Origin of the sequence: Jiella soli, from assembly GCF_020615385.1 — a bacterium.
In the GTDB taxonomy this organism is placed as follows: Bacteria; Pseudomonadota; Alphaproteobacteria; order Rhizobiales; family Rhizobiaceae; genus VKMB-3413.
On the sequence record NZ_JAJAVB010000019.1, the window covers coordinates 1 to 26,568 of the forward strand.

Consider the following 26,568-nt stretch of genomic DNA (forward strand, 5'->3'; position numbering starts at 1 on the left):
CGCGCGGGCCGGTCTACGTCAGCCTGCCGCGCGAGACGCTCTGCCAGCCCTGCCCGACCGACGGCCTGTCCGATCCACCGCGCCTGGCGCCCGCCCGCGCCTTTCCAGACCCCGATGCGGTCGCCGAGGCTGCGCGGATCCTCATGGAGGCGGAGCGCCCGCTGATCATCGCCCAGCGCGGCGCCGGTTCCGCCGAAGGCTTCGCCGCCCTCGCGCGGATCGCCGAGGCGTTCGCGATCCCCGTCTGTCAGTACTGGGCGATCCAACTCGCGATCGCCACCGATCACGAAATGGCGGCGGGCGCCGATCCCGCGTCCTTCCTGGCCGAGGCGGACGCGATCCTCGTCATCGACTCGCTCGCGCCCTGGTCGCCCGAGATCCATGAGCTGAAGCCCGGCTGCCGGGTGATACAGCTCGGTGAGGACCCGCTCTACGCCCGCTTTCCCGTCCGCCATTTCCGCTCCGACGTTACCCTCGCCTGCGACACCGCGACTGGCATCCTGGCTCTCGCCGAGGTGATGGACCCGTATGCCAGAGCCCCGGCGGAGCGCTGCGAGAGCCGGCACAAGGCCGTCGCGCCGCAGATCGCCCGGCTGCGCGATGATACGCTGTCCCGCGCCGCCGCCGGCAACGGCAAGCCGCCGACCAAGGAGTTCGTCAGCCTCTGCCTGTCGAACGCCATCGCCGGCCGCTCGGCCAGGGTCCTGTCGGAACTCGGCTGCCCGCTCGGACCGCTGACGCTGACCGAGCCCGGCAGCTGGTTCCAGGAGCCGCATTCCGGCGGACTCGGCTGGTGCTTTCCCGCGGCGCTCGGCATGGCGCTCGCCGATCCGGAGCGGCTCACGGTCGCGACCATGGGCGACGGCTCCTACATCTTCGCCAATCCCGCCGCCTGCCATCAGATCGCCGAGGCGCTGGAACTGCCTGTCCTCGTCGTCGTCGTGAACAATGCCGAGTGGGGTGCGGTACGGCACTCCGTCCTCGGTATCTATCCGGAGGGCTATGCGGCGAAGACCAACACGATGCCCCTCACCTCGCTGTCGCCGACGCCGGATTTCACCCGGATCGCCGAGGCGAGCCGCGCCTGGACGGCGCTCGTCACCGACGGCGCCGAACTGGAAGAGACGCTGAAGCGCGCGGTCCGGATCGTCGAAAGCGAGCGGCGCCAAGCCCTCGTCGAGGTGCGGGTCCGGCCATAAGGCATTAGCGCCCGCCAAGCCGACCCCGGATGCCGGTCACCCTTTTCGGGGCGATCACAGGCGAACGGAGCGCGCTCCCGATCTGTCTCAGTCGCCGGTGAAGCGATAGGCGACCGCGCTGTTCTCCAGCGGCAGGATCAGGATGTCGTCCTCCAGCGCGAGGAAGCCGGCCGCGGTGGGCAGACGCATCCGGCCGGTGACGGCGCCGCTCGCGGGGTCCAGTTCGAAGAGGTAGTCGCTCTCGCAACTCCCGCCGCTCACGACGTAGATCCGGCCGTCGCGCAGGACGGCATTAGTGTCGGACACGCCGAACGGGCTGACCCAGAGGACGCTCGAATAGTCCTCGCTGACCTTGAGGAGGAGACCGGCGCGCCTGGGCCGGTCGGCGCAGCGCCTCTGTGTGTCGATCGTGAGATAGATGCCGGACGCGTCGCGCAGCGCCGCGAGGACCGCGACTCCGGCGCCGGTTTCGCCGGGATCGAAGCCCTGCTCGGCCGGCGAGAGGACGATCGAGAACTGCCTCTCAACGTCGAGTTCGGCCGAGACCACCGCATTGGCGATTTCGATCGCACCGCCCGTAAAGATCGCCTCGCGGGACACCAGGAAACGGCCGTCCGAGCCAAGGCTCGAGACGTAGAAATACGGCTCGTCATGCGCTGAGAGCGCCACGCCCGCATCCGCCAGCGCCCGGGTCAACCGCTCGGCGAAATCCTCCGGCAGGAAGCGGCAGCGATCGATCCAGTCGGCCCGGCAGCTTTCGCCGCCCGGCGGCGGAGAAAGCTCCGGAACGGCCGCGAGCAAATCGGCAAGATCCTCGCCGCGTGCCAAGGCGCTGATCCGGATGTCCGGCTGCGGGCCCGGGCGCGGCGCCGGACGCGGCGGAGCGAGGACGGCCACATCGGAGAGACCGGCGGATTCGCCGGCCTGCGGCTCCCGCAACGCAGACCGTACAAATTCCGCAAAGCTTGGCCTGTTGGCCTCCCGGGGCGCGGGCCCGCCCACAAGCGGCCCCGTGGCCGAGTCGGCGGCGGCACGCTGCCCGCCAAGGACAGATGCCGCGGCAAGCCAGATCAGAGCGATGCGCAGAAGGCTTCTCATACCCCGTTCCTCGGACCGACCGTCTCTACCGGAGCCATCGCTACGGCGGCGCTGCACCGCCCTTACTGGGAACGCTATCGCGTGCGACGTGTCCGCCGCAAGTCGGCGGGACCGCATTTCTGCCCCAAGGTCAGATGAGGCGGAGCGCAGGACCTGCGCTTCACCGACGGGACGCAAACAGTCTGCACCGCAGGGCGTCGCCGGGCCCTCTTCGCTTGAATTTCGCAGAGATCGGAGAGAATGTCCGGGACGCGGCTGAACACGGAGGACCCGATGGCGACATCGAACCTGACCAAGGCGTTCGGCGCCCTGGCGATTGCGGTGTTCGGCGTCGCCCCGGCCGCGGCCGACGCGAAACTCCTGCAGCCGTCCCGGATCGTCGACTGGACGGGCGCGGCGGGAGCTTTCTCGGGCGCGGCCCTTGAGACGGCGCTTACTACGGAAACGATGAAGGATCCCGCGGCGGAGGCACCGGATTTCCGCCACGATACGATCCGGGTCTGGGCGACGAACCGCGCCTGGTATGTTCTGCCGCTCGACCCCGTGGGCAAGCTGCCGGAGATCGCCTGCCCGTCCGCGAACGGCTGTCCTGACGTCGACGGGGCCAAGCCCTGACGCGTGCAGGCCCTGGCTTCTGCAGGTAAGCCGGGCCGCCCACTTCCACATAAAACGGCAAGAGCCGGGCCCGGATGTCGGGGCCCGGCTCTCATTCTGTCGCGTTCCGGCTTAGCGGAAGAGCGAGAGCAGGGTCTGCGAGGAGGAGTTGGCGATCGAGAGCGCCTGGACGCCGAGCTGCTGCTGGGTCTGGAGCGCCTTCAGCCGGGTCGATTCCTCGGTCATGTCGGCATCGACCAGCGTGCCGACGCCCTTGTCGATCGTATCCATCAGGTTGGAGACGAAGGTCGTCTGCAGGTCGAGACGGTTCTGGATCGCGCCGAGCGTCGAGGCGCCCGCCGTGACCTTGGAGATCGCGGTGTCGACCGCCGCGATGTACTTCTTGATGTCGGCCTGGGTTACCGAGGCACCGGTGATGTCGATGGTCGACACCGCGATGCCGGCATCGGCATCGGTGTTGGACACCGTGATGGTGGTGCCGGTACCGGTCGCGGTCGTCGACAGCGACAGGGCGCCGGCCGTCGAGGCGGTGGCCGTGGCGGCAACGCCGGCGGCGGTCAGCGCTGCGTTCATGACCGAGGCCATGGCGGTGGCACCGGCGATCGTGCCGTCGGTGACGCCGAGCGTCGAATTCACCAGAGCCTGGTCGATGGTCACGACCTTGGCGGTGGTGCCGGTGCCGATGGCGACGTCGAAGCTGATCGTGTCGTTGACGTCGAGCGTCAGCCCGGTGGTGGAGCTGCCCATGCTCACGGTCGCCGCGGTCGCGGTAGCCGCCGTGTTGGTCCCGTCCGTGACGCCGTTGGCGCTGGTGTTGCCGCCCACGCCGCCGTTGAGGATGCCCGTGCCGTTGTTGTTGGCGTCGTAGAGTGTCAGCTTGGAGGTGTCGACGTTGATCGAACCGAGAGACAGAGCGCCGGACGCGTCTCGGGCGAAGTTCGCCACCATCGTCTTGCTGGCGTTGTAGCCGGAAGCGCTGGAGTCGACCGACAGCCAGTTCTGGCCGGAGAAGGAAGCGGAGTCGGCGATGCTCTTCAGCTGTTCCTGCAGCTGGCTGATCTCGTCCTGCACCTTGGTGCGGTCGACACCTTCCTGCGTTGCGGTGGTCAGCTTCGCCTTGATCTCGTTGAGCACGTCCTTGGCCGAGTCGAGACCGGTATAGGCGGTGTCGACCGTCGCGGCGCCGATGCCGAGCGAGTCCTTGACCGCAGACATGGACATGTTGTCGGAGCGCATGGTGGTCGAGATCGACCAGTAGGCGGCGTTGTCCTTGGCGTCGGCGACGCGGTAGCCAGTGGAGATCGCGTTCTGCGTGTCTTCCAGCGAGTTGTTGGTCATGCTGAGGGTCTGCAGCGCAGTCATCGCCGCAGTATTGGTCATCAAGCTGCTCATGATTCGTCCCGTACTAAAAACAAACAGGGATGGGACAGTCCGGATCGGCCGGGATAACGAAGCGGCTTCATGCCTGTGATCGCGTCAGTTGTTGTCGATCACTTCGTTATGCCCTTAATATTGTCGGTCACTTCCTTCCGGGTTCTTAACCGAACAAATTTCCGAATGAGCAATCATGTTCATGGTAAATGAGGTGGTAACTTCAGTCATGCTTACAAAGCCGTAAATGCAGCGAACCGCCCGGTAAAGGCGGCTGGCTCGGGTCACGAGATTGGCCGTCGGCTCAAACGAAAGGAGCCGCTCCCTTCGGAACGGCTCCCCCCGGTTTCGCCTGAAGACGGTCGCCGGCCGGTCGGCCGGATCAGCCCTTGAACAACTGCAGGACCGCCTCGCTCGAGGAATTGGCGATCGAGAGCGCCTGAACGCCGAGCTGCTGCTGCGTCTGGAGCGCCTTCAGCTTAGTCGATTCCTCGGTCATGTCCGCGTCGACCAGCGTGCCGATGCCCCCGGAGATCGTGTCCATCAGATTGGAGACGAAGGTCGTCTGCATGTCGATGCGGTTCTGGATCGCACCAAGCGTCGAAGCGCCCGCCGTGACCTTGGAAATCGCATTGTCGACGGCGTTCAGCAGCCTCTTGATATCGGCCGAGGAGATCGAGGGATCGGTGATGTCGATCTCGGAGATTGCCGTGCCGGCATCGGCATCGGTGTTGGAGACCGTGATGGTGGTGCCGGTACCGGTCGCGGTCGTCGACAGCGACAGGGCGCCGGCCGTCGAGGCGGTGGCGGAGGCAGCGACGCCAGCGGCAGTCAGCGCCGCGTTCATGACCGAGGCCATGGCGGTGGCGCCGGCGATCTTGCCGTCGGTGACACCGAGCGTGGAGTTAACCAGGGCCTGATCGATCGTCAGGACCTTGGCGGTGGTGCCGGTGCCGATGGCAACGTCGAACTTGATCGTATCGTTGACGTCGAGCGTGAGCCCGGTGGTGGCGCTGCCCATGCTCACGGTCGCCGCGGTCGCAGTGGCCGCCGTATTGGTCCCGTCCGTGACGCCGTTGGCGCTGGTGTTGCCGCCCACGCCGCCGTTGAGGATCGCAGAGCTGTTGGCCGTGTTGGCGTCGAACAGCGCGAGCTTCGACGTGTCGACGGTGATCGTGCCAATCGACAGAGCTCCGGACGAGTCCCGCGACAGGTTCGAGACCACGGGCTTGTGGAAATTGTAGGTTCCGCTTGAGGTGTCGATCGACAGCCAGTTCTGGCCGGAGAAGGAGGCGGAGTCGGCGATGCTCTTCAGCTGTGCCTGCAGCTGGCTGATCTCGTCCTGGACCTTGGTGCGGTCGACGCCGTCCTGGGTGGCGGTGGTGAGCTTCGCCTTGATCTCGTTGAGGACGTCCTTGGCCGAATCGAGGGCCGTGTAGGCGGTGTCGACGGTCGCGGCGCCGATGCCGAGCGAGTCCTTGACCGCGGACATGGCCTGGTTGTCGGAACGCATCGTGGTGGCGATCGACCAGTAGGCGGCATTGTCCTTGGCGTTGGCGACACGATAGCCGGTCGAGATCCGGGTCTGGTTCTCTTCCATCATCTTGTTGGTGGCCTGCAGGGTCTGCAGGGCGGTCATGGCAGCGACGTTGGTGATGATACTCGTCATCTTAAAACCCACTCACGATCGTCGCCCTTCATGGACGCTCTTTCCAAGAGCCTTGCCTTCATGCTCGGCAGCACGTGAGAAACAATAGGTTGTTAAGGTTAATCGCCGGTAAAGACCGGCCTGTCGAAGATGCCCGCAAGCATCAGAAGAAAGACCGCACCAGCGAGCCGACCAGCATGTTCCATCCGTCGATCAGGACGAAAAACAGGATCTTGAACGGCAGCGAGATGATGGTGGGCGGCAGCATCATCATGCCCATGGACATGGTCAGCGTGGCGACGATCATGTCGATGACGAGAAAGGGCAGCACGATCAGGAATCCGATCTCGAACCCGCGCCGCAGTTCGGAGATCATGAAGGCCGGGATCAGCACCCGCAGCCCGATGTCGGCCTCGTCCGCAGCCCCCTGCTCCGGCGGCTCGACCCGGTCGCGGCTGTTGGCCGAGGCGAGGTCGCCGAACAGCGTGAGATCCTCCGGGCGAACCTGGGAGAGCATGAAGTCCTTGAACGGATCGGTGATCCGATAGAAGGCCTCCTCCTCGGTGATCTCGTTGCTGAGGAGCGGCGCCAGACCGTCGTTCCAGGCCCGGTCGAAGGTCGGGGCCATGACGAAGAAGGTCATGAACAGCGACAGCGAGATCAAGATGAGATTGGCGGGCGTCGTCTGAAGCCCGAGACCGGTGCGCAGGATCGACAGGGCGATGACGATCCGGGTGAACGAGGTCACCATCACGAGGAGGCCGGGGGCGATCGACAGGATTGTGACGACGCCGAACAGCTGCACCAGCCGCCCGGAAATCGAGGCGTCGCCCGACGGGATGAGGTCGGCGAGCGTCTTGGCGCTGCTGGACGTCTGCGCCAGCGCCGGATGCGCGAACGCAACGACAAGACCCGCGATGGCGAGGCCGGCAAGGAGCGGCCGACGCATCACTCGGCCACCATCGTGCGGATCAGATAGTCGACCACTGTCGGGGAGCGCAGCTTGGCCCGCTCGCGAAGGTCGTCGCGCAGATGCAGGAGGCCGCGCGAGCCCTCAATCTGGGCGAGCTGCACGGTCCGCAGGAAGGTCATCGTGTCCGCTTCGATCTCCGCAGCGAGCACGCCATCGTCGACGCTGCCGTCGTCCTGGATGACGATCGAGGCCTCGATCCGCAGCCACGTGCTGGGCGGCGAATAGATGTTGGTCAGGACAGGCTGCAGCGGGATGAGTCGCAGCGGCAGCTTGCTCTTCTCGGCATCGGCAATGTCGGCTTCGCCGGCCTTGGCCGCTTCCTCGGCGGGCGTGACCTCGGTCGGCTTCACCTCGATGGGCGCCGGCGGCGTCGACCCGCCGAGCATCATTCCCAAGCCGGCACCGCCACCGCCTGCCACCAGGGTGAGGACGACGACCGCGATGACCGTTGGAACGAGGCCGCCCTTCTTCTTGGCTTCGTCGTCCGGCATCGGCAGGCTGATCTCGGACATTCGAGAAACCCTTTCCGCTCATGTGCCGGCGGCGGGGCCCTCATGGCCGCGGCTGGGCCGGCGCCTGAGCGATAGCGGTTCTGGCTATCGCGAGACTTGCGCCGGCGGCCGTCGTGGAGCGCCCAGGGGCGCCCCGCGATCAGTACGGGGCGATGACGTCGTAGACCTGCTGGCCCCAGCCGGGCTGCTGGACGTCGGTGATGCGTCCACGCCCGCCATAGGAGATCCGCGCCTCAGCGATCTTGTCGTAGTCGATCGTATTGTCGGGCAGGATGTCGCGCGGACGGATGATGCCGGCGATGGACAGGACGCGGATCTCGAAATTGACCCGAACCTCCTGCTGGCCGGTGATGAACAGATTGCCGTTGGGCAGCGCCTGGGTGACCACGGCGGCGACCGAGAGATCGATGTCCTCCTTGCGGTTCACAGAGCCCTTGCCGGTCACGTCGGACTTGTCCTTGGCCTCGAGCGTGGCGCCGATGGTCGGAAGCGTCCATTCGCCGAAGGCGCCGGACACGTCGAGACCAGCGCCGATGCCGGCCTCGCGCGATCGTGCGGAGGTGTTCGCGAGCTTGGCCTGGTCGCGGATCTTAATCTTCACCGTGACGATGTCGCCGACGCTGAGCGCGCGGGGATCCTGGTAGAAATCGGCGCGCTTGTCGGTCCACAGCGAATGCGGGGTCTGCGGGCCCTCGGTCGGGAAGGCCGCCGGCTGCACCGCCACCGGCGGATACTGATAAAGCCCAGCGCCGACCGGCGAGAGCGAGGGCTCGTGCAAGGCATCACGGCTCGATGTCGAGCAACCCGCAAGTGCCGCAACGGCGATCAGGCAAAGGGCTCTCACGTTATTTTCCTGCGACTTTCTGTGGCGTCGCGCCGTCGTTCGAGGTCTTGTCGACGATCCTCTTGGCGATCGCGGCCGCGGTCTCCGGCTCCATCTGGCTGAGAATGTCGCTCGCCTGCCGCGCCTTCAGTCGCACGATGACGGCGGCCGCCGGATCGGTCCCGAGCTGCGCCAGTTGCGCGGCCGCCGAATCCGGCTTCATCTTCGAATAGATGTCGACGACGACATTGGAGGCGCTGTCGAGGAAGCGTTTACGCTCGGCCAACCAGTCCTGATAGTCCTTGCGCTTGGCCTCGAGCGCGTCGATCTGGGCGGAGACTTGGACCTCCAGCTCCTTCAGCTTCTTCTGCTGCAGCGCATAGCGGGCGTCCTGCGCCTTGTCGGCGATGTTGAGGCAGTATTTCTCCACCTCCGTCTTCGGCTCCGGCGCGACGGCCACATTGCCGTCCTGATCGAGCACGCGGATGCCCTGCGAGACCGGAGGCGCGGCATGATCCTCCTTGCCCCCGGCAGCTTTGGCGGGGCCTGCGGAGACCGCCATGGCGGCGGCCAGGCAAAGGAGCGCTGCCGCGCGGTCGATCGGGAAGATTCGCTTCTGCATCATTGCACCACCAGTTCTGCCTGCAGGGCTCCGGCCGTCTTGATCGCCTGCAGGATCGCGATGATCCCGGTCGGCTTCAGGCCAATGCGGTTCAGTCCCCTGACCACCGTCTCCAGATTGGCCCCGCCGACGAAGGCGAAGTTGCCGCCGTCCTGCTCGACCTGGACGATCGTATCCGAGGTGACCACGGTCTGCCCGTCGGACAGCGGCGCCGGCTGTGAAACCTGGGGCATCTCGCTGATCCGCACGGTGAGATTGCCGTGGGTGAGCGCGACCGTCGAGATCTGGACGTCCCGGCCGATCACCACGGTCCCGGTCCGCTCGTCGATGACGACCTTGGCCGGCTGGTCGGGCGTGACCCTCAGATCGCCGATCTCGGCGATGAACCTGGTCGAGGAGACCTTCTTCGGGCGCCTGAGATGCACGGTGCGCAGGTCTTCTTCCTGCGCCACGGCGACGCCCCAGCGCTTGACGGCATAGTCGTTGATGATGTCGACCACGCGGATCGCGGTCTTGAAATCGGGATTGAGAAGCTCGACCGCGAGGCGGCCGTCATCGTTGAACTGGCCGGGCACCTCGCGCTCGACCAGCGCGCCGTTCGGCACCCTGCCCGCGGTCGGAACGCCTTGGGTCAGCTTCTCGCTGTCGCCCTGCGTGGCAAAGCCGCTCACCGCCACGGCTCCTTGCGCGACCGCGTAGATCTCGCCGTCCGCGCCATAGAGGGGCGTCATTACGAGGGTGCCGCCCATCAGCGAGGAGGCATCGCCGAGCGAGGAGACCGTGACGTCGATCCGCGAGCCGGTGCCGATGAAGGCCGGCAGTTCCGCGGTGACCGTCACCGCCGCGACATTCTTGCCGCGCGAGGATTGCGAGCGGATATTGACGCCCATGCGGTCGAGCATCGACTGCAGAGACTGTTCGGTGAAGGGCGAGTTGCGCATGGAATCGCCGGTGCCCTGGAGGCCGATCACGAGACCGTAGCCGACGAGCTGGTTGGCGCGCACGCCCCTGACGGTCGTGATGTCCTTGATCCGCACCGTGCCGGCCGCATCCTCCGGATTGCCGCGCACCGGGCGGAAGGGCTCGCGGGGCATGTCCGGGCTATAGGCCGGATTGCCGTTGCCGAGCGCGGCGAGATCGGCCGCCTGGACCGGCGCGAGCGCGACGGTCAGGGCCAGCAAGGTCGCGAGAAAGCGCCTGATCATCCTTCGATCCTGACCGTTCCGTCATGCTCGACGATGCCGGAGACGATGACGCCGCTGTCATTGTTGCGCACGCGCACCGTCTCGCCCTCCTGGGCCGAGCGCAGCGCGGTCCCGATGCTGGTGATGACGAGACCATCGGCGGCATAGCGCATGGTCACCGGCGTTCCGGCCTTGACGACGTCCGGCATCTTCAGGTCGGTCAGGCGGATCGCCTCGCCCGGCAGGAGCGTACGCTTGGCGACATAGCCTTCGAGCATGCTCTGCGACGTGACGAAGAGTTCGATCTTGTCGTCCTTGACGATGAACGCCTTGGACTCCAGCCCGTGTTCGAGAACGCTCTGGCCGGGATAGACGACGGTGACCGGCACCGGCATGTCCATCTCGGCGGACGAGGCGGGCCCGGCCAATGCCGCGACCAGGACGGCCGCCGCCGTGGCAAGCCGCGAAGCGAGAGCAGATCGGTGCCGGAGCGAAGCGAAGCGCATGATCCTAACGCAGCCCCTTCGAGACGACGCCGGCCATGTCGTCGGCGGCGCTGATCACCTTGGAATTCATCTCATAGGCCCGCTGGGCCGCGATCAGTTCGGAGATTTCCTTCACCGGATCGACGTTGGAGTCTTCGAGATAACCCTGCTGGACGGTGGCATAGCCCTCGTCGCCGGGGACGCCGGCGACGGGCGCGCCGGACGCGACGGTCTCGCGGAACAGATTGCCGCCCTGGGCCGACAGACCGGCCTCGTTCGGGAAGGTGACGATCGAAAGCGTCCCGGCCTGCGTCGACACGCCCGCCAGATTGTAGGAGACTTGGCCGTTCTCGCTGACGGCGACGTCGGTCGCGCCCTGCGGAATGGTGACCTGCGGGTCGACCAGATAGCCGTCGAGGGTCACCATCTGGCCCTGCGCATTGGTGTTGAAGGCGCCGTCACGAGTGTACAGCGTCTCGCCGTTCGGGCCCTGCACCTGGAACCAGCCGGCGCCGTTGAGCGCCAGGTCGAGATTGTTGCCGGTCTGGTTGAGCGTGCCCTGCAGGTTGAGATTGCGGATCGCCGCGAGCCGGACACCGAGACCGAGCTCGGCACCTTCGGGAACGACGCCCTCGCCGCCGCGGTTCTGCACGCCCTGCATCCGCTCGACCTGGTAGAGCAGATCGGTGAACTCGGCCCGCGCCCGCTTGAAGCCGGTCGTGTTGATATTGGCGATGTTGTTGGCGATGACCTCGACATTGGTCTGCTGGGCGTTCATGCCCGTCGCCGCGATTGCAAGCGCTCGCATCGGTTGTCTCCTTCAAGGAAATTGGCCGGCAGCAGTCCCGCCGGACCACCGATATCCCGCCCTGTGATCAGCCTGTGGCCGGGCGGCGTCAGATGGCCATGCGAGAGAGTTCGAGATAGGCGGCGACGGCCTTGTCGCGGATGGCGACGGCGGACTGCAGCGTCCGCTCGGCCGACATTACCGCCTCGACCACGGCCTGGGTCGAGGCTTCGCCGTTGACACCCTTGATCGACGTCGCCTCGGCGGTCTTCACGGTGTTCACCGCGTCGGTCGCCATCTGCGACAGCATTGCGCCGAAGTCGTTCGCCGGAGCGACGACGCTGCTGACCGCCGGTGCAGCCGCGCCCGGCGCGGCGACGGGGGCGAGATCGAGCTTGGGTAGGGTTGAGCCGATGGCTGGAATCATCGTCAGCTCCTCAGTAGATCGATGGTCATGTTGATGAGTTCGCGGGCCTGCTTCACGACCTGCACATTGGCCTCGTAGGACCTGTTGGCGTCACGCATGTCGGCCATCTCGACGAGCATGCGCACGTTCGACTTCTTGACGTAGCCGTCGGCATTGGCCGCCGGATTGCCCGGATCGTGTTCGATGACGAAAGGCGACCTGTCGGCGGAGATCTTGCCGACCTCGACGAGATCCGCACCGGTCAGCTTGTCGATCTCGCTCTGGAAGGACACCGTCTTGCGCTGATAGGGGTCGCTGCCGGGAGTCGTTCCGGTGGTTTGGGCGTTGGCGATGTTCTCCGAGACGACCTTCATGCGCGTCGATTGCGCGGTGATGCCGCTGGAGGCGATCTTCAGGGAAGCAAGAATTGGATCGATCATGGCTTCAGCTCTTGATCGTCATCAGCACCATCCGGTGGAAGGCTTTGACGATAGAAGTATCGAGGGAGTAGGCGCGCTGGACTTCATTGGCCTTGAGCATTTCCTGCTCCAGCACGACCGGCTTCTTGGAGTTCTTGATCTCGAACGCGTTGTTGTCGCTGAGAGCCGCACCGCCCTCGCCCGACGTCAGGGACGCCAGATGCAGCGGGCTCGAACTGGCGAGCCGCGACTGGGTGTCCTTCATGGCCTCCTCGAAGGAGACGATGTCCTTGGCGGTGTAGCCGGGCGTGTCGGCATTGGCGACGTTCTCGGCGACGACGGCCTGGCGGTTGCTCAGCCAGGACGAGCGCTGGGAGGCGATCCCGAAGAGGTAGACCTGATCCATAGCTGCGACACATCTCCTTGTGCTCACCAAGCACTAGGGCGACCCGCTTGTCCGAAACTGATTGAGGGACGCTGGCTGGCAGTCGATGCGCAAGCACGGCGCAAGAATTGCCGGTAACGCGTTTGGCCCCGGCGGACCCTGGGACTGTCCCGTGACCGCCTGACGATGGGCCAGCCGCAACTGCGGCGCCGGCCTTCCAGTCGACGCACTGGCCCAAGAAAGATCGACGTCCGCAGAAAACAAAACGCGTTCCGCGGAAAGACGAGCCGGTGCGAAGATATGCCGAGAAGAGATGGGTGGGCCGGGAGCGGGCGGCAGGCGGGCCACGGCGCGTGTCAGGCCGTGACGGCCAGGGTTCGGCCTGGCCCGCGGCCGGGACGTTCAGACCCGCCGGAAGCGGGGCCGATACCGTCGCGGCGGGAGGCGTCAGCGGCTTTCAGGCCGCAGCGGCGTCAGGCCAGATGCGCGTCGGCGACCGCATCGCGCAGCCGCACGGTGGCGGCGTCCCCGGACAGTTCCGGATCGTCGAACGTCATATAGGTGATGTCGACGGCGGCGATCGAGGCGCCGAGTTCCAGGTGGAACCGGACGTCGAGCCCCATGTGCCGGAACTCCAGCCCGAGGATGACGATCGGGACGCTGCCCCAGGTCAGGCGCACGTCCCCGCTATTGGCGAAGCGCAGGACGCCCGGCTTGAAGTAAAGCTCGGCAGAAGACGTTACGATATCGGCAAGATTGCCGAAGCGTTCGAGACGCAGGAAGGCGATGTAGTCCACCACCTCCACGAGCCGAAGTTCGGCCGCGATCTCCTTGATCCCGTCGGCGAGCACCCGCTCGCGCGCCATCGTCGTGCGTTTTTTGATGTCCAGCATGGCTACGCCGTGGCGACTCCGACCTTGGAACCCGTCCGGGTGTGCAGATAATAGATGATTTCGGCGACGGCTTTAAAGAACTGTGGCGGTATCATCTGATCGATTTCGACATGATCGTACATCGACCTTGCAAGTAGCTTGTCCTCGATGACCGGCACCTCGTTGGCCTCGGCGATTTCGCGGATCTTCAGGGCGACGAGGTCGGTGCCCTTGGCGACGACCACGGGCGCCCCGCCCTCTTCGCGCACATAGCGCAGCGCGATGGCGTAGTGAGTCGGATTGGCGATCACCAGCGTCGCCTTCGGCACCTCGGCCATCATCCGCTTGCGCACGCGGTCGCGGGCGATCTGGCGCTGGCGCGCCTTGATCATGGGGTCGCCCTCCATGTTCTTGGCCTCGTCCTTGATCTCCTGCTTCGACATCATCAGGTCGCGCCGCCAGTGGAGGCGGCTCATGGCGAGGTCGGCCGCCACCAGGACGATCGTGGCGATCGACACGCCCGACAGAAGCTTCATCGCCATCTGCAGAATGAGTTCCGGCACGAGGACCGGATCGGCCTGCATGGCCTTCATCATCTCGGGAAAGCCGGAGACCAGGATCGTGCCGACCACGACGCCGATGGTGAGGAACTTGAACATCGCCTTGCCGAACTCCGTTACGCCGCGCAGGCCGAAAATTCGGCTGAAGCCGGAGGAAAGCGAAATGTTCGAATATTTTGGCCGGATCCGCTCGACATTGATCTGCGGCGGATTCTGCAGGACCGAGGCGAGCACGCCCCCGGCGAGCAGCATCGCTGTCGCCGGCAGGACGAAGCGCCCGATCTCGGTGGCGAACATCGTGAGCACATGGGTCGCATCGGCGCTCGTCTCCAGCTGCCACTGGAGCGGATTCTCCATCGTGGCCTTGAGGCTCAGGAGCAGACGCGCGGCACCCTCGTGCAGTTGGAAAACAAGGAACGCCATCGTCGCCAACAAAGAAGCCAGGATCGGAGCCTCGCGGGAGACCGGAAGGTTGCCCTTCTCGATCGTATCCTGAAGCTTCTTCTCCGTCGGCTGCTCTGTTTTGGAGGACTTGTCCTCACCCTCGGCCAATGGCGATTAACCTTCTAAGCCGTTGCAGTATCGTGAAGGCGGCCAAAAGCCGGGATCTAAGGTTTCCTCACCGTTACGATTTTGCGCCTGGGCGGCACGAGCGACGCCGGCGGCCGGGACGGCCGGGGCGCTGCCGGACATGCGGATGAGGAGCCGGGAGCCGCTCGCGGCGCCTCCCGGCATGTCGGCGGGACGGATCACTCGTCGCCTTCGTCGCGCAGGGCGAGCTTGCCGTCGCCGGCCAGCCGCAGCGCCTCGTTGGCGATCCGCCGGCGGGCGCCCTCGATCTCCGACTTCTGCACATTGGCGCTCTGGCCGAGTTCCGACTCCACCATGCGCCTGTTGCGGGCGCCGAGCGAGGAGAGCACGCACTCCTTGATGTCGTCCGGAGCGCCGCGCAGCGCCAGGATGGTGACGTCGATCGGCAGTGTGTCGAACAGCGTGAGCCGCGACTTGACCGGCAGGATCGGCAGGTCCTGGAAGGCAAAGAGCAGACGCTGCAACGCTTCTGCGTCGCTCGGACGGTTGACCCTGATCGCGTCGATGAGAGCTTCCGCCTGCTCCTTGTCCATCCGGTTGATGATCTCGGCGAGGAAGGCGTGGCTCGTCGTCTCGCTGCCGCTGTCGGACGCGCTCAGATAGGTGAGACGCAGATGGCTTTCGAAGAGCTTGCCCACCGATAGCGCGAGCGGCTTCAGCGACAGGATGCGCCGCATGACGTCGTTGCGGAAGGCGGGCGAGAACTCCCTGACGATCGTCGATGCGAGATCGGCCGAGACGCGCGAGAGGATCACCGCGACGAGATGAGGGTGCTCGCCGGAAAGCTTTGCGGCGATCGCCGCGCCTTCCATGTCGGCGAGCGCCTCCCAGATGTCGATCTGCTCGTTCGTGGCCCTCTCGTGTTCGATGGCCGCGTCAGGGAACAGCGCGCGATATTCGTCCGGATTGAGCGCGCTCTGCAGAAGTTCCGACATCTGCCGGGCCGGGCCGTCGAGACCCGGACCCTTCTTGAAGGACTCGTGAAACTCGTCGACCAGCTCGTCGATCTGCTCGGGCGCGATCGGCGGCAGGGCGGAGGCGCTGTCCTTCAGGATCCGGATCTCGTCCGACGACAGATGCTTCAGGATCCGCGCGGCGCCGGTGGAGCCCAGCGCCAGGAGCAGGATTGCCGCGCGCGCCCCGCCGCTGAGCGGCAGGCCGGAGCCGTCGTCATGATAGGCGGCGACGATCGACATCGCGGATCAGGCTGCTCTCGAGCGGCGGGACTGAAGCCGGGCACCCGGCTTCGCGATCTCGGTCAAGGTGACGCCGAAGCGCTGCTCTTCCTTGTCGATGACCACGATCTCGCCACGCGCCACGATGCGTCCGTTGACGACCACGTCCACGGGATCGCCGACCTTGGTGTCGAGCTTGACGACCGCGCCGCGTCCGAGTTTCAGGAGGTTGGCGACCGTCATCGTCGCCGAGCCCAGCACCACCTGCATGGTGACCGGAACATCCATGACGAGGTTGATGTCGACCTCGGCGGGAGCCTCTTCCTCCTCCTCTTCCTGGCCCTCGTCCTCGTCAGCCGAATCCTCGGCGTCCTCGTCTGCGCCGAAGGAGAAGCCAGCAGGCATTCCGATGCCGAGTTCTTCGTCGTCCTCTTTCTCGGTTTCGTCCAGATCCAGGTCCAGCTCGTTCATGTAACTGTCATCCCTACACTGCGGTCGATCATCGACCGGATCGGCGCGCCGCGAACGGTCACGCGCAACTACGAATTAATCGACCAGACTGGCGCGAAACCTGCCCTGCGCCGCGGGACCCTCGAAGCTCGCGGCCGCCTCGTCGCCACGCTTGCCCGAGACATGCCATTCGGCCCGGGCGATGAGCGTCTCGAGTTCCTGCGCGGCAAGCTTTGCCGCGGCGATCTGGGCGTCGAGCGAGCGCGCGGTCTGCACCCCCTCGTACTTCATGGCCACCACCGCTTCGGCGGCCCGATTCAGCGATTTCTCCGAGGCTTCGAGCGCCACGCCCAGGCCGCCCTCCGCCTCGCGCAGGAGCCGCAGCTCCCGATACATCCGGCCGCTTCTCAGTGCGGTGACGAGCAGCGCGGCGATGAGGACGAAATCAATCAGATAGGATGTCATCGAAGAACTCCTGCGCCGGATCGATCCTCTCGTCGATCTTGACGACATATTTGTCGCGCGAGCGGCCGACCTGGGCCCTGAAGAGAGGCCGGTCCTCGCACTGCACCGAGATGAGGCTGGTGAGAGCCACATCGAGCGAGACCGTACTGCCCACCCGGAAGGTACCGACCTGCGACAGCGGGATCTTCTTCTTGCACAGCACCGCCTCGAGGCGCAGATCGCTCCGCGCGAAGCTCGCTTCGATTGCCTTCGACCAAGTCTCGTCGGGATCGAGCTGCTGGGGCTCCGGCGGAACCGCGAGGTAGCGGCGATGCGGCGCGAAGAAGGCGATCGGTAGGGCGATCGAGACCGGCGTCTCGAAGTCCGCCACCACGAGCTTGAAGCGGAACAGCACGAAGCGGCCGGGGTTCTCGCCCATCGCCTCGGCGAGCTCTGCGGCGTCGGTGAATTCCTCCGCACTCAGATGCAACTCGCCAAATGGCTCGAAGATCGGCTCCGCCGCTTCCAGAATGGTCGCCAGGGCGAGCTTCATCAGCCGCTTGTCGAGCACGGTCGGGCTGCGCGAATCGGCGACAGCGGCCGACGGCTCGGCGCCGAAGAAGGCGGCGATCACCGCCTCGATCGCGGTTCTCGGCAGGAGCGCAAAACCCGGATGGGCAAAGCGCCGCGATTCGATCGGGGCGAGGAGGCCGGCCTTGACCGCCGGATCGTCCAGCTCGGGGATGTCCTCGATCTCGCATTCGGAAAATTCCATCTCGACCGCCTGCACGCAGAGCGACGACAGGCGCTCCTGCGTCGCGGCGGCCCAGTCCTCGGCCATGCGCAGCAGTCGCGGAAGGCGGCGGGGGTCGATCTCGGACGCGCTGCGAAGGCGCGCGCCGATATCTGCCGGATCGGAGGCCAGTGCGGTTTCGCTCATGATCCTACGCGCCCGCGCCGCCGCCGATCGTCTCGCTCTCGACCTGGTCGATGGACGGCCGGTCGTGGGATGAGATCGTCTTGCGTCCGTATTCGAGCGCGACCTGCGGCATCGCGCCGTTCATGTAGGCGATCAGCGTCGACTTCACGATGATGTAGACCCGGCATTGCTTGTCCCGGACATATTTGATTTTGCTCGAGATCGGACCGACGACGCCGTAGGAGAAGAACACGCCGGCGAAGGTGCCGACGAGAGCGGCGCCGATCAGGTGGCCCAGCACTTCCGGCGACTGGTCGAGCGCGCCCATGGCCTTGATGACGCCGAGCACGGCGGCGACAATGCCGAGCGCCGGCAGACCGTCGGCCATGTCCTGCATGGCCATCTTCGGCTTCAATGCGTCGTGCTTGATCGTCTCGATCTCTTCCTCCATCAGCGCCTCGATCTCGTGCGGACGCGCATTGCCGATGATGATCAGGCGGCAATAGTCGCAGATGAAGTTCAGCATCGAGATGTTCTTCAGGATGTTCGGATAGGCCTGGAAGATCGTCGACTCCTTGGGATCGTCGATATGGGCCTCGACTTCCGAGCGCGACTTCGAGCGCATCTCGCGCATCAGCGAGTGCAGCAGGCCGAGGACTTCGAGATAGTCCTTCTGCTTCGGGATCTGGTTCTTGAAGGCTTCGCCAGCAGCCTTGCCGGTGTCCTTGATCGTCTTCATCGAATTGCCGACGATGAACGTACCGATCGAGGAGCCCAGAATGATGACGTACTCGAAAGGCTGAACCAGAACCTCAAGGTGGCCGCCCATCGCGACGAAGCCGCCGAGAAGGCAACCCAACGTCACGACCAACCCAATCACAATGCCCATGCTCAACCCCAGTGAGTGTCTGTCGAAGCTGGCGTAGGCAGATGCGCTTGTGCGAGCCTTGTCCGCACACCCTGAATGTGGCGAAGACGACGCGAGGCTTGCGGAACAGGCTGAGACAAGGATTAGCGGGGATTGTCTGGGCGGCGACGGAGCTTCGCGTCCGCACGGATTCGCGATCCCGCTCCAGTCGCTCAATCGCCGCACCAGACTGCCGAAACGCGATCGCACGCTCGGCCGGTGCCATGACCGCCGGAGCCCTGCCCCATGCTGGATGCCACGACCAGTTACTCGCTGATCACCCGGGACCTGGACGCCGCCCTTAAGCGGACCGCACAGGACCCGACGGTCGAGCGGGCGACGGACAAATATCTCGAGAAGATCGGCCAGATCACCTCGGTCGACGAGTTCCTCGCCGATCCCGACGTCTACGGCTATGCGATGAAGGCGTTTGGTCTGGAAGACATGACCTACGCCAAGGCGTTCATGCGCAAGGTGCTGACCGAGGGCGTCTCGGATACCGCCTCCTTCGCCAACCAGCTGACCGATACGCGTTACAAGGAATTTGCGAGCGCCTTCAACTTCGCAGCTCTCGGCCCCGCGGCGACGCAGACCGATGCGGCGCAGACAGGCGTCGTCGACCAGTATGTCCGCCAGACGCTCGAGACGAACACCGGCGAGGACAGCGAGGGCGCCAGGCTCGCCCTCTATTTCGACCGGCAGGCCTCATCGATCACCAGCTATTACAACATCCTGGCCGACGACGCGCTTCTGAAGGTCATGCAGGTCACCTTCGGAATTCCCGCAGAGACCGCCAATATGGATATCGACAAGCAGGCCGACCTCTACGCCAAGTTCGTCGACCTCGCCGACTTCCAGGATCCTGCCAAGGTGCAGGACCTGATGACGCGGTTCACCGCCATGTACGACGCGACCGAGACCACTGCGAGCGCCAGCAACCCTTCGCTGTCGCTGTTCTCGTCGTCATCGAGCAGCATCGACGGTGACCTCCTTCTGACCCTGCAAAGCTACCGGACGGCCTTCTGACCATGGACGCATCGCTCGCCCCAGCCCTTTCGGCGCAGCTCGCCATCGAGAAACGCCTCGATACGCTTGCCAACAACCTCGCCAATTCCCGCACCGTGGGTTTTCGCGCCGAGGAGGTAAAGTTCGAGGAGTATGTCAAGCAGTCGGCCGAGTTCAACGGCGACCCGACCAGCCTCGCCTCCGCGGGCACGACCTATCTGTCGACCGACGCCGGCGAGATCACCCAGACCGGCAACCCGCTCGACCTCGCGGTGGCCGGCGACGCCTATTTCGCCTATCAGGGCGCCAACGGCCCGATCTACACGCGCGACGGCCGGATGCGGATCAACCAGGCCGGCCAGATCGAGACGCTGACCGGCAAGGCGCTGCTCGACGTCGGCGGCGCGCCGCTGCAGATCGACCCGAATGGCGGGCGGATCTACGTCGCCCGTGACGGAATGATCACGCAGAACGGCGTCCAGGTCGGTGCGGTCGGCCTGTTCGCGATTCCGGCCACGGCCAAGCTGACCCGCGCCGACACCTCCGGCATCGTGCCCGACCAGGCCGCCCAGCCGGTCATCGACTTCGCCCAGGCCGGCGTGATGCAGGGCTATGTCGAAGGCGCCAACGTCAATCCCATCCTGGAGATGACCCGGCTGATCACGCTGCAGCGCGCCTTCGAAAGCGCCGCCAATCTCGTCCAGTCCAACGAGCATAGCCTCACAGACGCCATCCAGACCCTCGGAGGCACATCTTGACCGCCCAGACCGCCAGCATCTTCGACATCTCGCCGCTCGAGGCCCCGTGCATCGCGGTGTCCGGACGCATCATCGACGTCGCGCCGCAGGCCTTCCGCGTCGCCGGCCTGTCGCCCTTCGTGCGCCTCGGCGACTGCATCGCCTGCCCCGGCGACAAGGGTGACGAGATCGGCGAGGTGGTCCGCATCGAGGCCGACAGCCTGACCGTCAAGCCATTCGGCATCCGCTCCACCCTTGGCGTCAAGTCGGCGGCCCGGCGGATCGGGCCCTTCACCGTCGCGCCGACCCCGAACTGGAAGGGCCGCGTCGTCAACGCCTTCGGCCAGCCCTATGACGGGATCGGCCCGCTGGCCCGCGGCATCGACGAGCGCGCCGCCGACAGCGCGCCGCCCCCGGCCCTGAAGCGCGGCCGCGTCGGCGAGCCGGTGCAGACCGGCATCCGGGCGATCGACATCTTCACGCCATTGATCAAGGGCCAGCGCATCGGCATCTTCGCCGGCTCCGGCGTCGGCAAGTCGACGCTGATGGGCATGCTGTCGCGGGCGCAGGGCTTCGATACCGTCGTCGTCGCCCTGGTCGGCGAGCGCGGCCGCGAGGTGCGCGAATTCCTCGAAGAGACCATGGAAGGCGGCCTCGACAAGCTGGTTACCGTCGTGGCGACCGGCGACGAGAGCCCGATGATGCGGCGGCTGGCGCCGCGCACGGCGACGGCGATCGCCGAATATTACCGCGACCAGGGCGAGAACGTCCTGCTCATCGTCGACAGCGTCACCCGTCTCGCCCATGCGGCGCGGGACGTGGCGCTCGCCGCGGGCGAGCCGCCGGTCGCACGCGGCTATCCGCCCAGCGTCTTCTCCGAACTGCCGCAGCTTCTGGAGCGCGCGGGCCCCGGCCTCGACGGCTCCGGCACGATCACCGGCGTCTTCTCCGTGCTCGTCGACGGCGACGACCACAACGACCCGATCGCCGACGCCATCCGCGGCACGCTCGACGGCCACATCGTGCTCGATCGGGCGATCGCCGAGCAGGGCCGCTTCCCGGCGGTCGACGTCCTGAAGTCGATCTCGCGCCTGGCCGACCGTGCCTGGAGCAAGCAGGAGCGCGAACTGGTCACCCGGCTGCGCTCGATGATCTCGCGCTTCGAGGACACGCGCGACCTGCGCCTTCTCGGCGGCTACCAGCGCGGCAGCGACCAGACGCTCGACCAGGCGGTGGATCTCGTCCCGCACATTTACGACTATCTGATCCAGCATCCGGGCGATTCCTCGAGCGGGGCGCCGTTCAAGGATCTGTCGAAGAAGCTGAAGGAATGCTTCGCCGCGACGGCGCCGGCCCAGGCGAAGTGACTTAACGTGGCCGTCCCCTCCCCTCGTGGAGCGGACGGCCGACCTTTAGTAAGCCCCGGCCCGCCCTCTCGGCCACCACCGGTCCGATGAACAGGCGGCAGCTCGATATAACCGTAAGATTATGACAACGGTCGGTTCTGACGATCGTCCGGGCTTTCTCGGGGCGATGCTTTGACAATTGCGCCCGGTTTCCTCAGATGGCCGGCGACCGGCTGCATTCGGCTCGCCGGCGAGAGGAAACGACAGGCAACGTCATGACCAAACCTCCCTTCAAGGCCGACCATGTCGGCAGCTTTCTGCGGCCCCAGCGTCTTCAGGAGGCGCGCGCGAAATTCGCCGACGGCAAGCTCGACGCCGCCGAGCTGCGCGCTCTCGAAGACGAGTGCATCCGCGAGCTGGTGAAGAAGGAGGAATCCGTCGGCCTCAAGGGCATCACCGACGGCGAGTTCCGCCGCACCTTCTTCCATGTGGACTTCCTGGAGAAACTCGACGGCGTCGAGGTCACCTATGGCGAGTTCAAGACGCATTTCCGCAAAGACGACGGCACCGAGGTCGGCTTCGCGCCGCCGACCATGCATGTGCGCGACAAGCTGAAGCATTCGATGCCGATCCAGGGCGCCGACTTCGACTTCCTGAAGTCCGTCGTCACCCAGACGCCGAAGGTCTCGATCCCCGCCCCGTCCATGCTGCATTTCCGCGGCGGGCGCCAGGTGATCTCCGAGACCGCCTATCCCGATCTCGAAGACTTCTACCAGGATCTCACCGCCGCCTATCGCGAGGAGATCCAGGACCTCGCCGATCGCGGCTGCCGCTATCTGCAGATGGACGACACCAATCTCGCCTATCTGTGCGACCCAAAGATCCGCGAGGAGACCGCCAAGCGCGGCGACGATCCGGACACGCTGACCCGGCTCTACTGCCGGCTCGTCAACGACGCGATCAAGGACCGGCCGTCCGACATGGTGATCTCGGTCCATCTGTGTCGCGGCAACTTCAAGAGCGCCTGGGTCGCGCAAGGCGGCTACGAGCCGGTCGCCGAGATCCTGTTCAACGAGATGGCGATCGACGGCTTCTTCCTCGAATATGACGACGAGCGTTCGGGCGACTTCGCGCCGCTGCGCCACATGCCGAAGGGAAAGACCGTCGTGCTCGGCCTGATGTCGTCGAAATCCCGCAATGTCGAGCCGGCCGATCTCGTCAAGAAGCGTATCGACGAAGCCTCGCAATATGTCGACCTCGACCAGTGCGCGCTGTCGCACCAGTGCGGCTTCTCCTCGACCGCCCACGGCAACGACCTCACCGAGGACGACCAGTGGCGCAAGCTCGAGCGCTGCGTGGAAGTAGCGAACGCCGTCTGGGGCTGAGCCCTTCACGTCGCAGGGAAGTGCCGGGCCGCGAACGCCCGGCACGTTGCGCCGAACGGCCGGGCTCACCGAGCAGGATCAGGGGGCGAGCCCCTCGCCGATCAGTCGATCGTCTTCAGCAGGCTGACGATCATCGCGTCAGAGGCCCTGAACACCGCCACGCTCGCCTCGAAGCCCTGCACCGCGGAGACCTGTTCGACCGTCTCGCGCAGCGGGTCGACATTGGGCGCGGCGACGAAACCGTCGGCATTGGCATAGGGCGCCGACGGCTCGTATTCCTCGGAATAGGACGGCAGGCGCGGCTCTGCCCGGACCGCGACGCCGCTATGGGTGTCGTGACCCGAAATGGCGGTCTGCACCGCGTCGAGCGCCTGATAGACCTGCGGACCACCGCCCACCGCGACGGTCGGGATCGGCTGCGAAGCGGGCGTCGCCGGCACGATACCCCGGGTCGAGGAATTGGCGATATTGGATGCGCTGACCTCCAGCCGGGTCATCGCCGCATTCATTCCGGAAACCGGGATCGACATTGCGCTCATGTCCAAAGCGTAGCGGCCGGACCTCGACGAAGCGTCAAGACCGGCCGCAGCATTTGAGTCGAATTCCGGTTGTCCAGGGCAGACCGGTGCATGCCCTCTCAGGCAGATCCGTCGATCGCTCCGATCGCCCGGATCGCCCCGCGCAGCGCGGCAAGGCCTCGCATGCGTCCGATCAGCGGATAGCCGGGATGAGTGCCGCGGCCGAGATCGGCGAGGAGTTCGTGGCCGTGGTCGGGCCGCATCGGGATCTGCCAATCCGCCCGCCCCTCGCCCTTGCGCCGCCGCTCCTCGGCGAGCAGCACGCGCAGGAGCGCGATCATGTCGGTGTCGCCATCCAGATGGTCGGCTTCCTCGAAGGAGCCGTCGGCGTCCTTGGCGACGTTCCTCAAATGCGCGAAATGGATCTTGTCGGCAAAGCGGCGGGCGATCGCGACGACATCGTTCGCAGGACCCGCGCCGAGCGAACCGGAGCACAGCGTCAGGCCGTTCGCTACGGACGGCACGGCGTCGAGAATGAAGGCGATGTCCTCTTCGCTTGAAACGACGCGCGGCAGGCCGAAGACCGGCCGCGGTGGATCGTCCGGATGGACGCAGAGCCTGATGCCGGCCTCTTCCGCCGTCGGCACGACCGCTTCGAGGAAGCGCTTGTAGTTCGCCCTGATGTCGTCCTTGGTGATGCCCTTGTAGCGCGCCAGGACCTCGCGAAGCCCCGGCACGTCGTAGCGCTCATAGGCGCCGGGGAGACCCGCCATGATGGCGGTCAGCAGCCTCTCGCGATCTGCCGGCGACGAGGCGTCGATCCAGGCCTTGGCGCGTTCGATGACGTCCGGCGCGAAATCGGCCTCCGCGCCCGGCCGCTCCAGCATAAAGACGTCGAAGGCCGCGAAGTCCTGCATGTTGAAGCGCAGCGAGGTGCCGCCACCGGCGAGCGGATGCGCCAGCTCGGTGCGCGTCCAGTCGAGCAGCGGCATGAAATTGTAGCAGACGGTCGAAATGCCGCAGGCGGCCAGATTCCTCAGCGAGATCCGGTAGGTCTCGTAGAGCGTCTCGAGATCGCCGCGGCCGCCGCTGCCGGCGAGCTTGATCTCCTCGTGCACCGGCAGGCTTTCGACCACCGTCCACTCCAGGCGGCCACCCGACTGCTCGCGCACAAGGGTCTGGCGCGCGGCGATCGCGTCCTTCTCCCAGACGAGGCCATAGGCGATCTCGTGGAGCGAGGTGACGATCTCCGAGGCCCCGGTCTGGACGATCTCGGAAAGGGCGATGCGGTCGGGGGGGCCGAACCAGCGGAAAGATTCTCGCAACGCGAAAGTCCTCACATCAAAAGGTTGGGCAGGAAGAGGACGAGCCCCGGCGTGAAGGCCAGGAAGACGATGACGAGAAGGATCGCCGCGATGAACGGGATCGCCTCGACGACGTAGTCCTCGATCCTGCAGTCGAGAATGCTGCAGACAGCGTACATGGCGACGCCGACCGGAGGCGTCATACCGCCGAGCGTGACCACGGTCATCATCAGGATGCCGAAATGCACGGGGTCGATGCCGAGCGGCTTGATGATGGGGATGAAGATCGGCGTCAACAGGAGGACGAGCACGGTCGCCTCGATGAACAGGCCGCAGACGAAGACGAAGATCAAGATCAGGAAGACGACGAGGATCGGTTCCTGGGTGAGGCCGAGCATGGCCTGCGCGATCGTCTGCGGCGCCTGTTCGAAGACGATGGCATAGCCGACCATGCCGGACAGGAGGATGATCAGTGTGATCACGCCGATGTCCTGAACGCTTTCGGCCAGCGCCTCCTGCAGGCTCGACCAGGTCAGCTCGCGATGGACGAAGGCGCCGATGACGAAGGCGTAGACGACGGCGAAGGCTCCTACCTCGGACGCGGTGAAGATGCCCGAGCGGATGCCGACGAGCAGCGCGACCGGGAAGATCAGCGCCCATTTCGCGCGCCAAAGCGCCCTCGACACCTTCGCCCAGGACGGCCGCTCCTTGGTGACGACCCCGTAGCCCTTCTTCTTGGCGAGGAACCAGACCGTCGCCATCAGCGCGACCATCATCACGAAGCCGGGAATGACGCCGGCGAGAAACAGCCGGCCGATCGAGACGTTTCCGACGAAGCCGTAGAGGATGAGGCCGAGGCTCGGGGGGATGGTCGCGGTGATCAGCGAGCCGACGGCGATGGCGGCGGCGGTGAAGCCCTTGGAATAGCCGCTGGCGATCATTCCGGGGCCGAGGACGCGCGCTTCCATCGCCGCGTCGGCGACGGCCGAGCCGGAAACGCCGCCCATGAAGGTCGACAGGAGGATACAGACCTGCGCGAGGCCGCCGGCCATCCAGGAGACGAGCGAGTTGGAGCAGTCGATCAGCCGCTCGGTAATGCCCGTCTTGTTCATCATGTGGCCGGCGAGGACGAAGAGCGGCACGGCGAGCAGCGGGAAGCTCTGCGAGGCCGAGGCGACCTGCTGAACCCCGATCGAGACCGGAATGAAATGGCTCGTGAGAAAGAAGGAGAAGCCCGCAATGCCGATGGCGAAGGCGATCGGCATGCCGGCGAGCATCAGCGCGAAGAAGATGACGGTGAGGAGCAGCATGACGTCAGAGCTCCTGCGGATCGTCGGTGCGCGCGACGCCGGAATCGGGGGCGAAGACGAGCTTGCCCGAGCGAAGCGCGAGCGCGATCTGGTAGAGGAGAATGAGGCCGAGAAGCCCGCAACCGATTGGAACGGCGATCGTCACCCAGGCATAGGAGATGCCGCTGTCGCCGAAGGTGCGCTGCCAGTTCAAAAGGGTGAGCTGGATCCCGAACCATCCCATGGTCGCGAGAAACGCCACGGCGAGGATCGCGAGGAAGAGGTCGAGGCTGCGGCGCAGCCCTTGCGGCAGCTTCTGGACGAAATAGTCGACGCCGATATGCGCCCTGGCCCGCAGCGCCTTCAGCGCGCCGATGAAGCAGAGCCAGATGAACAGCGCCTGGGCGAGATCGACGGACCAGACGATGGGATGGTCGAAGCTGCGCGAGATCGCAGCGACGAAGACCAGGACGACGATCGCGGCGAGCAAGGCCCGCCCGAGCGCCTCCTCGACGAAGACGAGGACGGACAGCATGAGG

At 65.8% G+C, this 26,568-nt stretch carries 30 protein-coding genes; 6 read left to right on the forward strand and 24 right to left on the reverse strand.

Translation table 11 applies throughout. The features are described from left to right. The coding region (locus LH400_RS10830) for a thiamine pyrophosphate-dependent enzyme (protein ID WP_229152698.1) at nucleotides 1–1,199 on the forward strand (1,199 nt) is incomplete at its 5' end. A gap of 87 nt (nucleotides 1,200–1,286) precedes the next feature. Here LH400_RS10830 and LH400_RS10835 read toward each other — a convergent pair. Further along, nucleotides 1,287–2,027 carry a hypothetical protein gene (locus LH400_RS10835; protein WP_229152699.1) on the reverse strand — a complete coding sequence of 247 codons (741 nt, stop codon included), beginning with the start codon at nucleotides 2,025–2,027 and terminating at the stop codon, nucleotides 1,287–1,289. Between the two features lie 543 nt (nucleotides 2,028–2,570). Between LH400_RS10835 and LH400_RS10840 the strand changes: the two genes are divergently transcribed. Continuing rightward, nucleotides 2,571–2,912: a hypothetical protein gene (locus LH400_RS10840; RefSeq protein ID WP_229152700.1), complete on the forward strand. Its 342-nt coding sequence runs from the start codon at nucleotides 2,571–2,573 to the stop codon at nucleotides 2,910–2,912. A 111-nt stretch (nucleotides 2,913–3,023) separates the two neighbouring features. On the opposite strand, the gene LH400_RS10845 is transcribed toward LH400_RS10840, so the two are convergent. From LH400_RS10845 to motA, 19 genes are all read right to left on the reverse strand, one after another. Continuing rightward, nucleotides 3,024–4,304 (reverse strand): flagellin N-terminal helical domain-containing protein, encoded by a 1,281-nt coding sequence (locus LH400_RS10845; protein WP_229152701.1) that lies wholly within the window; start codon nucleotides 4,302–4,304, stop codon nucleotides 3,024–3,026. 361 nt (nucleotides 4,305–4,665) lie between these two features. Then, a complete protein-coding gene (locus tag LH400_RS10850) occupies nucleotides 4,666–5,952 on the reverse strand; it encodes a flagellin N-terminal helical domain-containing protein (protein ID WP_229152702.1) in 1,287 nt (428 codons plus the stop codon). 142 nt (nucleotides 5,953–6,094) lie between these two features. Continuing rightward, the gene (fliP, locus tag LH400_RS10855) at nucleotides 6,095–6,880 is read right to left on the reverse strand and encodes a flagellar type III secretion system pore protein FliP (protein WP_229152703.1); all 786 of its coding nucleotides are present in this window, start codon (nucleotides 6,878–6,880) and stop codon (nucleotides 6,095–6,097) included. Further along, complete coding sequence (locus tag LH400_RS10860; protein WP_229152704.1) at nucleotides 6,880–7,416, reverse strand: flagellar basal body-associated FliL family protein; 537 nt, start codon at nucleotides 7,414–7,416, stop codon at nucleotides 6,880–6,882. The genes fliP and LH400_RS10860 overlap by 1 nt, the downstream gene beginning before the upstream one ends. A gap of 139 nt (nucleotides 7,417–7,555) precedes the next feature. Next, complete coding sequence (gene flgH / locus LH400_RS10865; RefSeq protein ID WP_229152705.1) at nucleotides 7,556–8,260, reverse strand: flagellar basal body L-ring protein FlgH; 705 nt, start codon at nucleotides 8,258–8,260, stop codon at nucleotides 7,556–7,558. 1 nt (nucleotide 8,261) lies between these two features. Continuing rightward, a complete protein-coding gene (locus LH400_RS10870) occupies nucleotides 8,262–8,864 on the reverse strand; it encodes a MotE family protein (RefSeq protein ID WP_229152706.1) in 603 nt (200 codons plus the stop codon). Continuing rightward, nucleotides 8,861–10,066, reverse strand: coding sequence for a flagellar basal body P-ring protein FlgI (gene flgI / locus LH400_RS10875; RefSeq protein ID WP_370638375.1), 1,206 nt, complete (start codon nucleotides 10,064–10,066; stop codon nucleotides 8,861–8,863). Before flgI ends, LH400_RS10870 begins: the two co-directional genes overlap by 4 nt. Next, nucleotides 10,063–10,551 carry a flagellar basal body P-ring formation chaperone FlgA gene (flgA, locus tag LH400_RS10880; protein ID WP_229152707.1) on the reverse strand — a complete coding sequence of 163 codons (489 nt, stop codon included), beginning with the start codon at nucleotides 10,549–10,551 and terminating at the stop codon, nucleotides 10,063–10,065. The genes flgI and flgA overlap by 4 nt, the downstream gene beginning before the upstream one ends. 4 nt (nucleotides 10,552–10,555) lie before the next feature. After that, nucleotides 10,556–11,338, reverse strand: a complete 783-nt coding sequence (flgG, locus tag LH400_RS10885; protein WP_229152708.1) for a flagellar basal-body rod protein FlgG — start codon at nucleotides 11,336–11,338, stop codon at nucleotides 10,556–10,558. 88 nt (nucleotides 11,339–11,426) lie between these two features. After that, nucleotides 11,427–11,744 (reverse strand): flagellar hook-basal body complex protein FliE, encoded by a 318-nt coding sequence (gene fliE / locus LH400_RS10890; RefSeq protein WP_229152709.1) that lies wholly within the window; start codon nucleotides 11,742–11,744, stop codon nucleotides 11,427–11,429. 2 nt (nucleotides 11,745–11,746) lie between these two features. After that, entirely contained in the window at nucleotides 11,747–12,163 is a 417-nt protein-coding gene (gene flgC, locus LH400_RS10895; protein WP_229152710.1) for a flagellar basal body rod protein FlgC, read from the reverse strand. Between the two features lie 4 nt (nucleotides 12,164–12,167). Further along, entirely contained in the window at nucleotides 12,168–12,548 is a 381-nt protein-coding gene (locus tag LH400_RS10900) for a flagellar basal body protein (protein WP_229152711.1), read from the reverse strand. Between the two features lie 452 nt (nucleotides 12,549–13,000). Further along, nucleotides 13,001–13,420 (reverse strand): BspJ family T4SS effector nucleomodulin, encoded by a 420-nt coding sequence (locus tag LH400_RS10905; RefSeq protein WP_229152712.1) that lies wholly within the window; start codon nucleotides 13,418–13,420, stop codon nucleotides 13,001–13,003. A gap of 2 nt (nucleotides 13,421–13,422) precedes the next feature. Further along, complete coding sequence (gene flhB, locus LH400_RS10910) at nucleotides 13,423–14,511, reverse strand: flagellar biosynthesis protein FlhB (protein WP_229152713.1); 1,089 nt, start codon at nucleotides 14,509–14,511, stop codon at nucleotides 13,423–13,425. A 197-nt stretch (nucleotides 14,512–14,708) separates the two neighbouring features. Then, nucleotides 14,709–15,746 (reverse strand): FliG C-terminal domain-containing protein, encoded by a 1,038-nt coding sequence (locus LH400_RS10915; protein ID WP_229152714.1) that lies wholly within the window; start codon nucleotides 15,744–15,746, stop codon nucleotides 14,709–14,711. Between the two features lie 6 nt (nucleotides 15,747–15,752). Further along, nucleotides 15,753–16,196: a flagellar motor switch protein FliN gene (gene fliN, locus LH400_RS10920; RefSeq protein ID WP_229152715.1), complete on the reverse strand. Its 444-nt coding sequence runs from the start codon at nucleotides 16,194–16,196 to the stop codon at nucleotides 15,753–15,755. 75 nt (nucleotides 16,197–16,271) lie between these two features. Further along, a complete protein-coding gene (locus LH400_RS10925; RefSeq protein ID WP_229152716.1) occupies nucleotides 16,272–16,640 on the reverse strand; it encodes a hypothetical protein in 369 nt (122 codons plus the stop codon). Next, on the reverse strand, nucleotides 16,621–17,559 hold the full coding sequence (locus LH400_RS10930; protein WP_229152717.1) for a FliM/FliN family flagellar motor switch protein: 939 nt from the start codon (nucleotides 17,557–17,559) through the stop codon (nucleotides 16,621–16,623). Before LH400_RS10930 ends, LH400_RS10925 begins: the two co-directional genes overlap by 20 nt. A gap of 4 nt (nucleotides 17,560–17,563) precedes the next feature. After that, nucleotides 17,564–18,427 carry a flagellar motor stator protein MotA gene (motA, locus tag LH400_RS10935; protein ID WP_229152718.1) on the reverse strand — a complete coding sequence of 288 codons (864 nt, stop codon included), beginning with the start codon at nucleotides 18,425–18,427 and terminating at the stop codon, nucleotides 17,564–17,566. A gap of 264 nt (nucleotides 18,428–18,691) precedes the next feature. Here motA and LH400_RS10940 point away from each other — a divergent pair, with 264 nt between their 5' ends. From LH400_RS10940 to LH400_RS10955, 4 genes are all read left to right on the forward strand, one after another. After that, nucleotides 18,692–19,471, forward strand: a complete 780-nt coding sequence (locus LH400_RS10940; protein ID WP_229152719.1) for a DUF1217 domain-containing protein — start codon at nucleotides 18,692–18,694, stop codon at nucleotides 19,469–19,471. Nucleotides 19,472–19,473: 2 nt separating this feature from the next. Further along, nucleotides 19,474–20,208 carry a flagellar basal-body rod protein FlgF gene (gene flgF / locus LH400_RS10945; RefSeq protein WP_229152720.1) on the forward strand — a complete coding sequence of 245 codons (735 nt, stop codon included), beginning with the start codon at nucleotides 19,474–19,476 and terminating at the stop codon, nucleotides 20,206–20,208. Beyond that, nucleotides 20,205–21,554, forward strand: a complete 1,350-nt coding sequence (gene fliI, locus LH400_RS10950) for a flagellar protein export ATPase FliI (RefSeq protein WP_229152721.1) — start codon at nucleotides 20,205–20,207, stop codon at nucleotides 21,552–21,554. The genes flgF and fliI overlap by 4 nt, the downstream gene beginning before the upstream one ends. Before the next feature lie 254 nt (nucleotides 21,555–21,808). Next, entirely contained in the window at nucleotides 21,809–22,918 is a 1,110-nt protein-coding gene (locus LH400_RS10955; RefSeq protein WP_229152722.1) for a 5-methyltetrahydropteroyltriglutamate--homocysteine S-methyltransferase, read from the forward strand. A gap of 101 nt (nucleotides 22,919–23,019) precedes the next feature. Here the strand turns inward: LH400_RS10955 and LH400_RS10960 are convergent, their stop codons facing one another. The 4 genes from LH400_RS10960 to LH400_RS10975 all read right to left on the reverse strand — a co-directional run bounded on the left by LH400_RS10960 (nucleotide 23,020) and on the right by LH400_RS10975 (nucleotide 26,564). Next, nucleotides 23,020–23,457, reverse strand: a complete 438-nt coding sequence (locus LH400_RS10960; protein WP_370638376.1) for a flagellar basal body rod protein FlgC — start codon at nucleotides 23,455–23,457, stop codon at nucleotides 23,020–23,022. Nucleotides 23,458–23,555: 98 nt separating this feature from the next. Then, a complete protein-coding gene (uxuA, locus tag LH400_RS10965) occupies nucleotides 23,556–24,761 on the reverse strand; it encodes a mannonate dehydratase (RefSeq protein WP_229152724.1) in 1,206 nt (401 codons plus the stop codon). A gap of 11 nt (nucleotides 24,762–24,772) precedes the next feature. Next, on the reverse strand, nucleotides 24,773–26,050 hold the full coding sequence (locus tag LH400_RS10970) for a TRAP transporter large permease (protein WP_229152725.1): 1,278 nt from the start codon (nucleotides 26,048–26,050) through the stop codon (nucleotides 24,773–24,775). A gap of 4 nt (nucleotides 26,051–26,054) precedes the next feature. Beyond that, nucleotides 26,055–26,564 (reverse strand): TRAP transporter small permease, encoded by a 510-nt coding sequence (locus tag LH400_RS10975; protein ID WP_229152726.1) that lies wholly within the window; start codon nucleotides 26,562–26,564, stop codon nucleotides 26,055–26,057. Nucleotides 26,565–26,568: the final 4 nt, after the last annotated feature.

Excerpts from the sequence above, each read along its gene's own strand:
- fliE (WP_229152709.1), bottom strand. The coding sequence starts at position 11,744 with ATGATTCCAGCCATCGGCTCAACCCTACCCAAGCTCGATCTCGCCCCC.
- motA (WP_229152718.1), bottom strand. The coding sequence starts at position 18,427 with ATGGGCATTGTGATTGGGTTGGTCGTGACGTTGGGTTGCCTTCTCGGC.
- fliP (WP_229152703.1), bottom strand. The coding sequence starts at position 6,880 with ATGCGTCGGCCGCTCCTTGCCGGCCTCGCCATCGCGGGTCTTGTCGTT.
- LH400_RS10860 (WP_229152704.1), bottom strand. The coding sequence starts at position 7,416 with ATGTCCGAGATCAGCCTGCCGATGCCGGACGACGAAGCCAAGAAGAAG.
- LH400_RS10845 (WP_229152701.1), bottom strand. The coding sequence starts at position 4,304 with ATGAGCAGCTTGATGACCAATACTGCGGCGATGACTGCGCTGCAGACC.
- LH400_RS10925 (WP_229152716.1), bottom strand. The coding sequence starts at position 16,640 with ATGACATCCTATCTGATTGATTTCGTCCTCATCGCCGCGCTGCTCGTC.
- LH400_RS10840 (WP_229152700.1), top strand. The coding sequence starts at position 2,571 with ATGGCGACATCGAACCTGACCAAGGCGTTCGGCGCCCTGGCGATTGCG.
- LH400_RS10900 (WP_229152711.1), bottom strand. The coding sequence starts at position 12,548 with ATGGATCAGGTCTACCTCTTCGGGATCGCCTCCCAGCGCTCGTCCTGG.
- flgF (WP_229152720.1), top strand. The coding sequence starts at position 19,474 with ATGGACGCATCGCTCGCCCCAGCCCTTTCGGCGCAGCTCGCCATCGAG.
- LH400_RS10955 (WP_229152722.1), top strand. The coding sequence starts at position 21,809 with ATGACCAAACCTCCCTTCAAGGCCGACCATGTCGGCAGCTTTCTGCGG.
- flgC (WP_229152710.1), bottom strand. The coding sequence starts at position 12,163 with ATGATCGATCCAATTCTTGCTTCCCTGAAGATCGCCTCCAGCGGCATC.
- LH400_RS10905 (WP_229152712.1), bottom strand. The coding sequence starts at position 13,420 with ATGCTGGACATCAAAAAACGCACGACGATGGCGCGCGAGCGGGTGCTC.
- flgI (WP_370638375.1), bottom strand. The coding sequence starts at position 10,066 with ATGATCAGGCGCTTTCTCGCGACCTTGCTGGCCCTGACCGTCGCGCTC.
- LH400_RS10850 (WP_229152702.1), bottom strand. The coding sequence starts at position 5,952 with ATGACGAGTATCATCACCAACGTCGCTGCCATGACCGCCCTGCAGACC.
- LH400_RS10930 (WP_229152717.1), bottom strand. The coding sequence starts at position 17,559 with ATGAGCGAAACCGCACTGGCCTCCGATCCGGCAGATATCGGCGCGCGC.
- flgG (WP_229152708.1), bottom strand. The coding sequence starts at position 11,338 with ATGCGAGCGCTTGCAATCGCGGCGACGGGCATGAACGCCCAGCAGACC.
- LH400_RS10915 (WP_229152714.1), bottom strand. The coding sequence starts at position 15,746 with ATGTCGATCGTCGCCGCCTATCATGACGACGGCTCCGGCCTGCCGCTC.
- LH400_RS10870 (WP_229152706.1), bottom strand. The coding sequence starts at position 8,864 with ATGATGCAGAAGCGAATCTTCCCGATCGACCGCGCGGCAGCGCTCCTT.
- LH400_RS10960 (WP_370638376.1), bottom strand. The coding sequence starts at position 23,457 with ATGAGCGCAATGTCGATCCCGGTTTCCGGAATGAATGCGGCGATGACC.
- flgA (WP_229152707.1), bottom strand. The coding sequence starts at position 10,551 with ATGCGCTTCGCTTCGCTCCGGCACCGATCTGCTCTCGCTTCGCGGCTT.
- LH400_RS10970 (WP_229152725.1), bottom strand. The coding sequence starts at position 26,050 with ATGCTGCTCCTCACCGTCATCTTCTTCGCGCTGATGCTCGCCGGCATG.
- LH400_RS10940 (WP_229152719.1), top strand. The coding sequence starts at position 18,692 with ATGCTGGATGCCACGACCAGTTACTCGCTGATCACCCGGGACCTGGAC.
- LH400_RS10975 (WP_229152726.1), bottom strand. The coding sequence starts at position 26,564 with ATGCTGTCCGTCCTCGTCTTCGTCGAGGAGGCGCTCGGGCGGGCCTTG.
- fliN (WP_229152715.1), bottom strand. The coding sequence starts at position 16,196 with ATGAACGAGCTGGACCTGGATCTGGACGAAACCGAGAAAGAGGACGAC.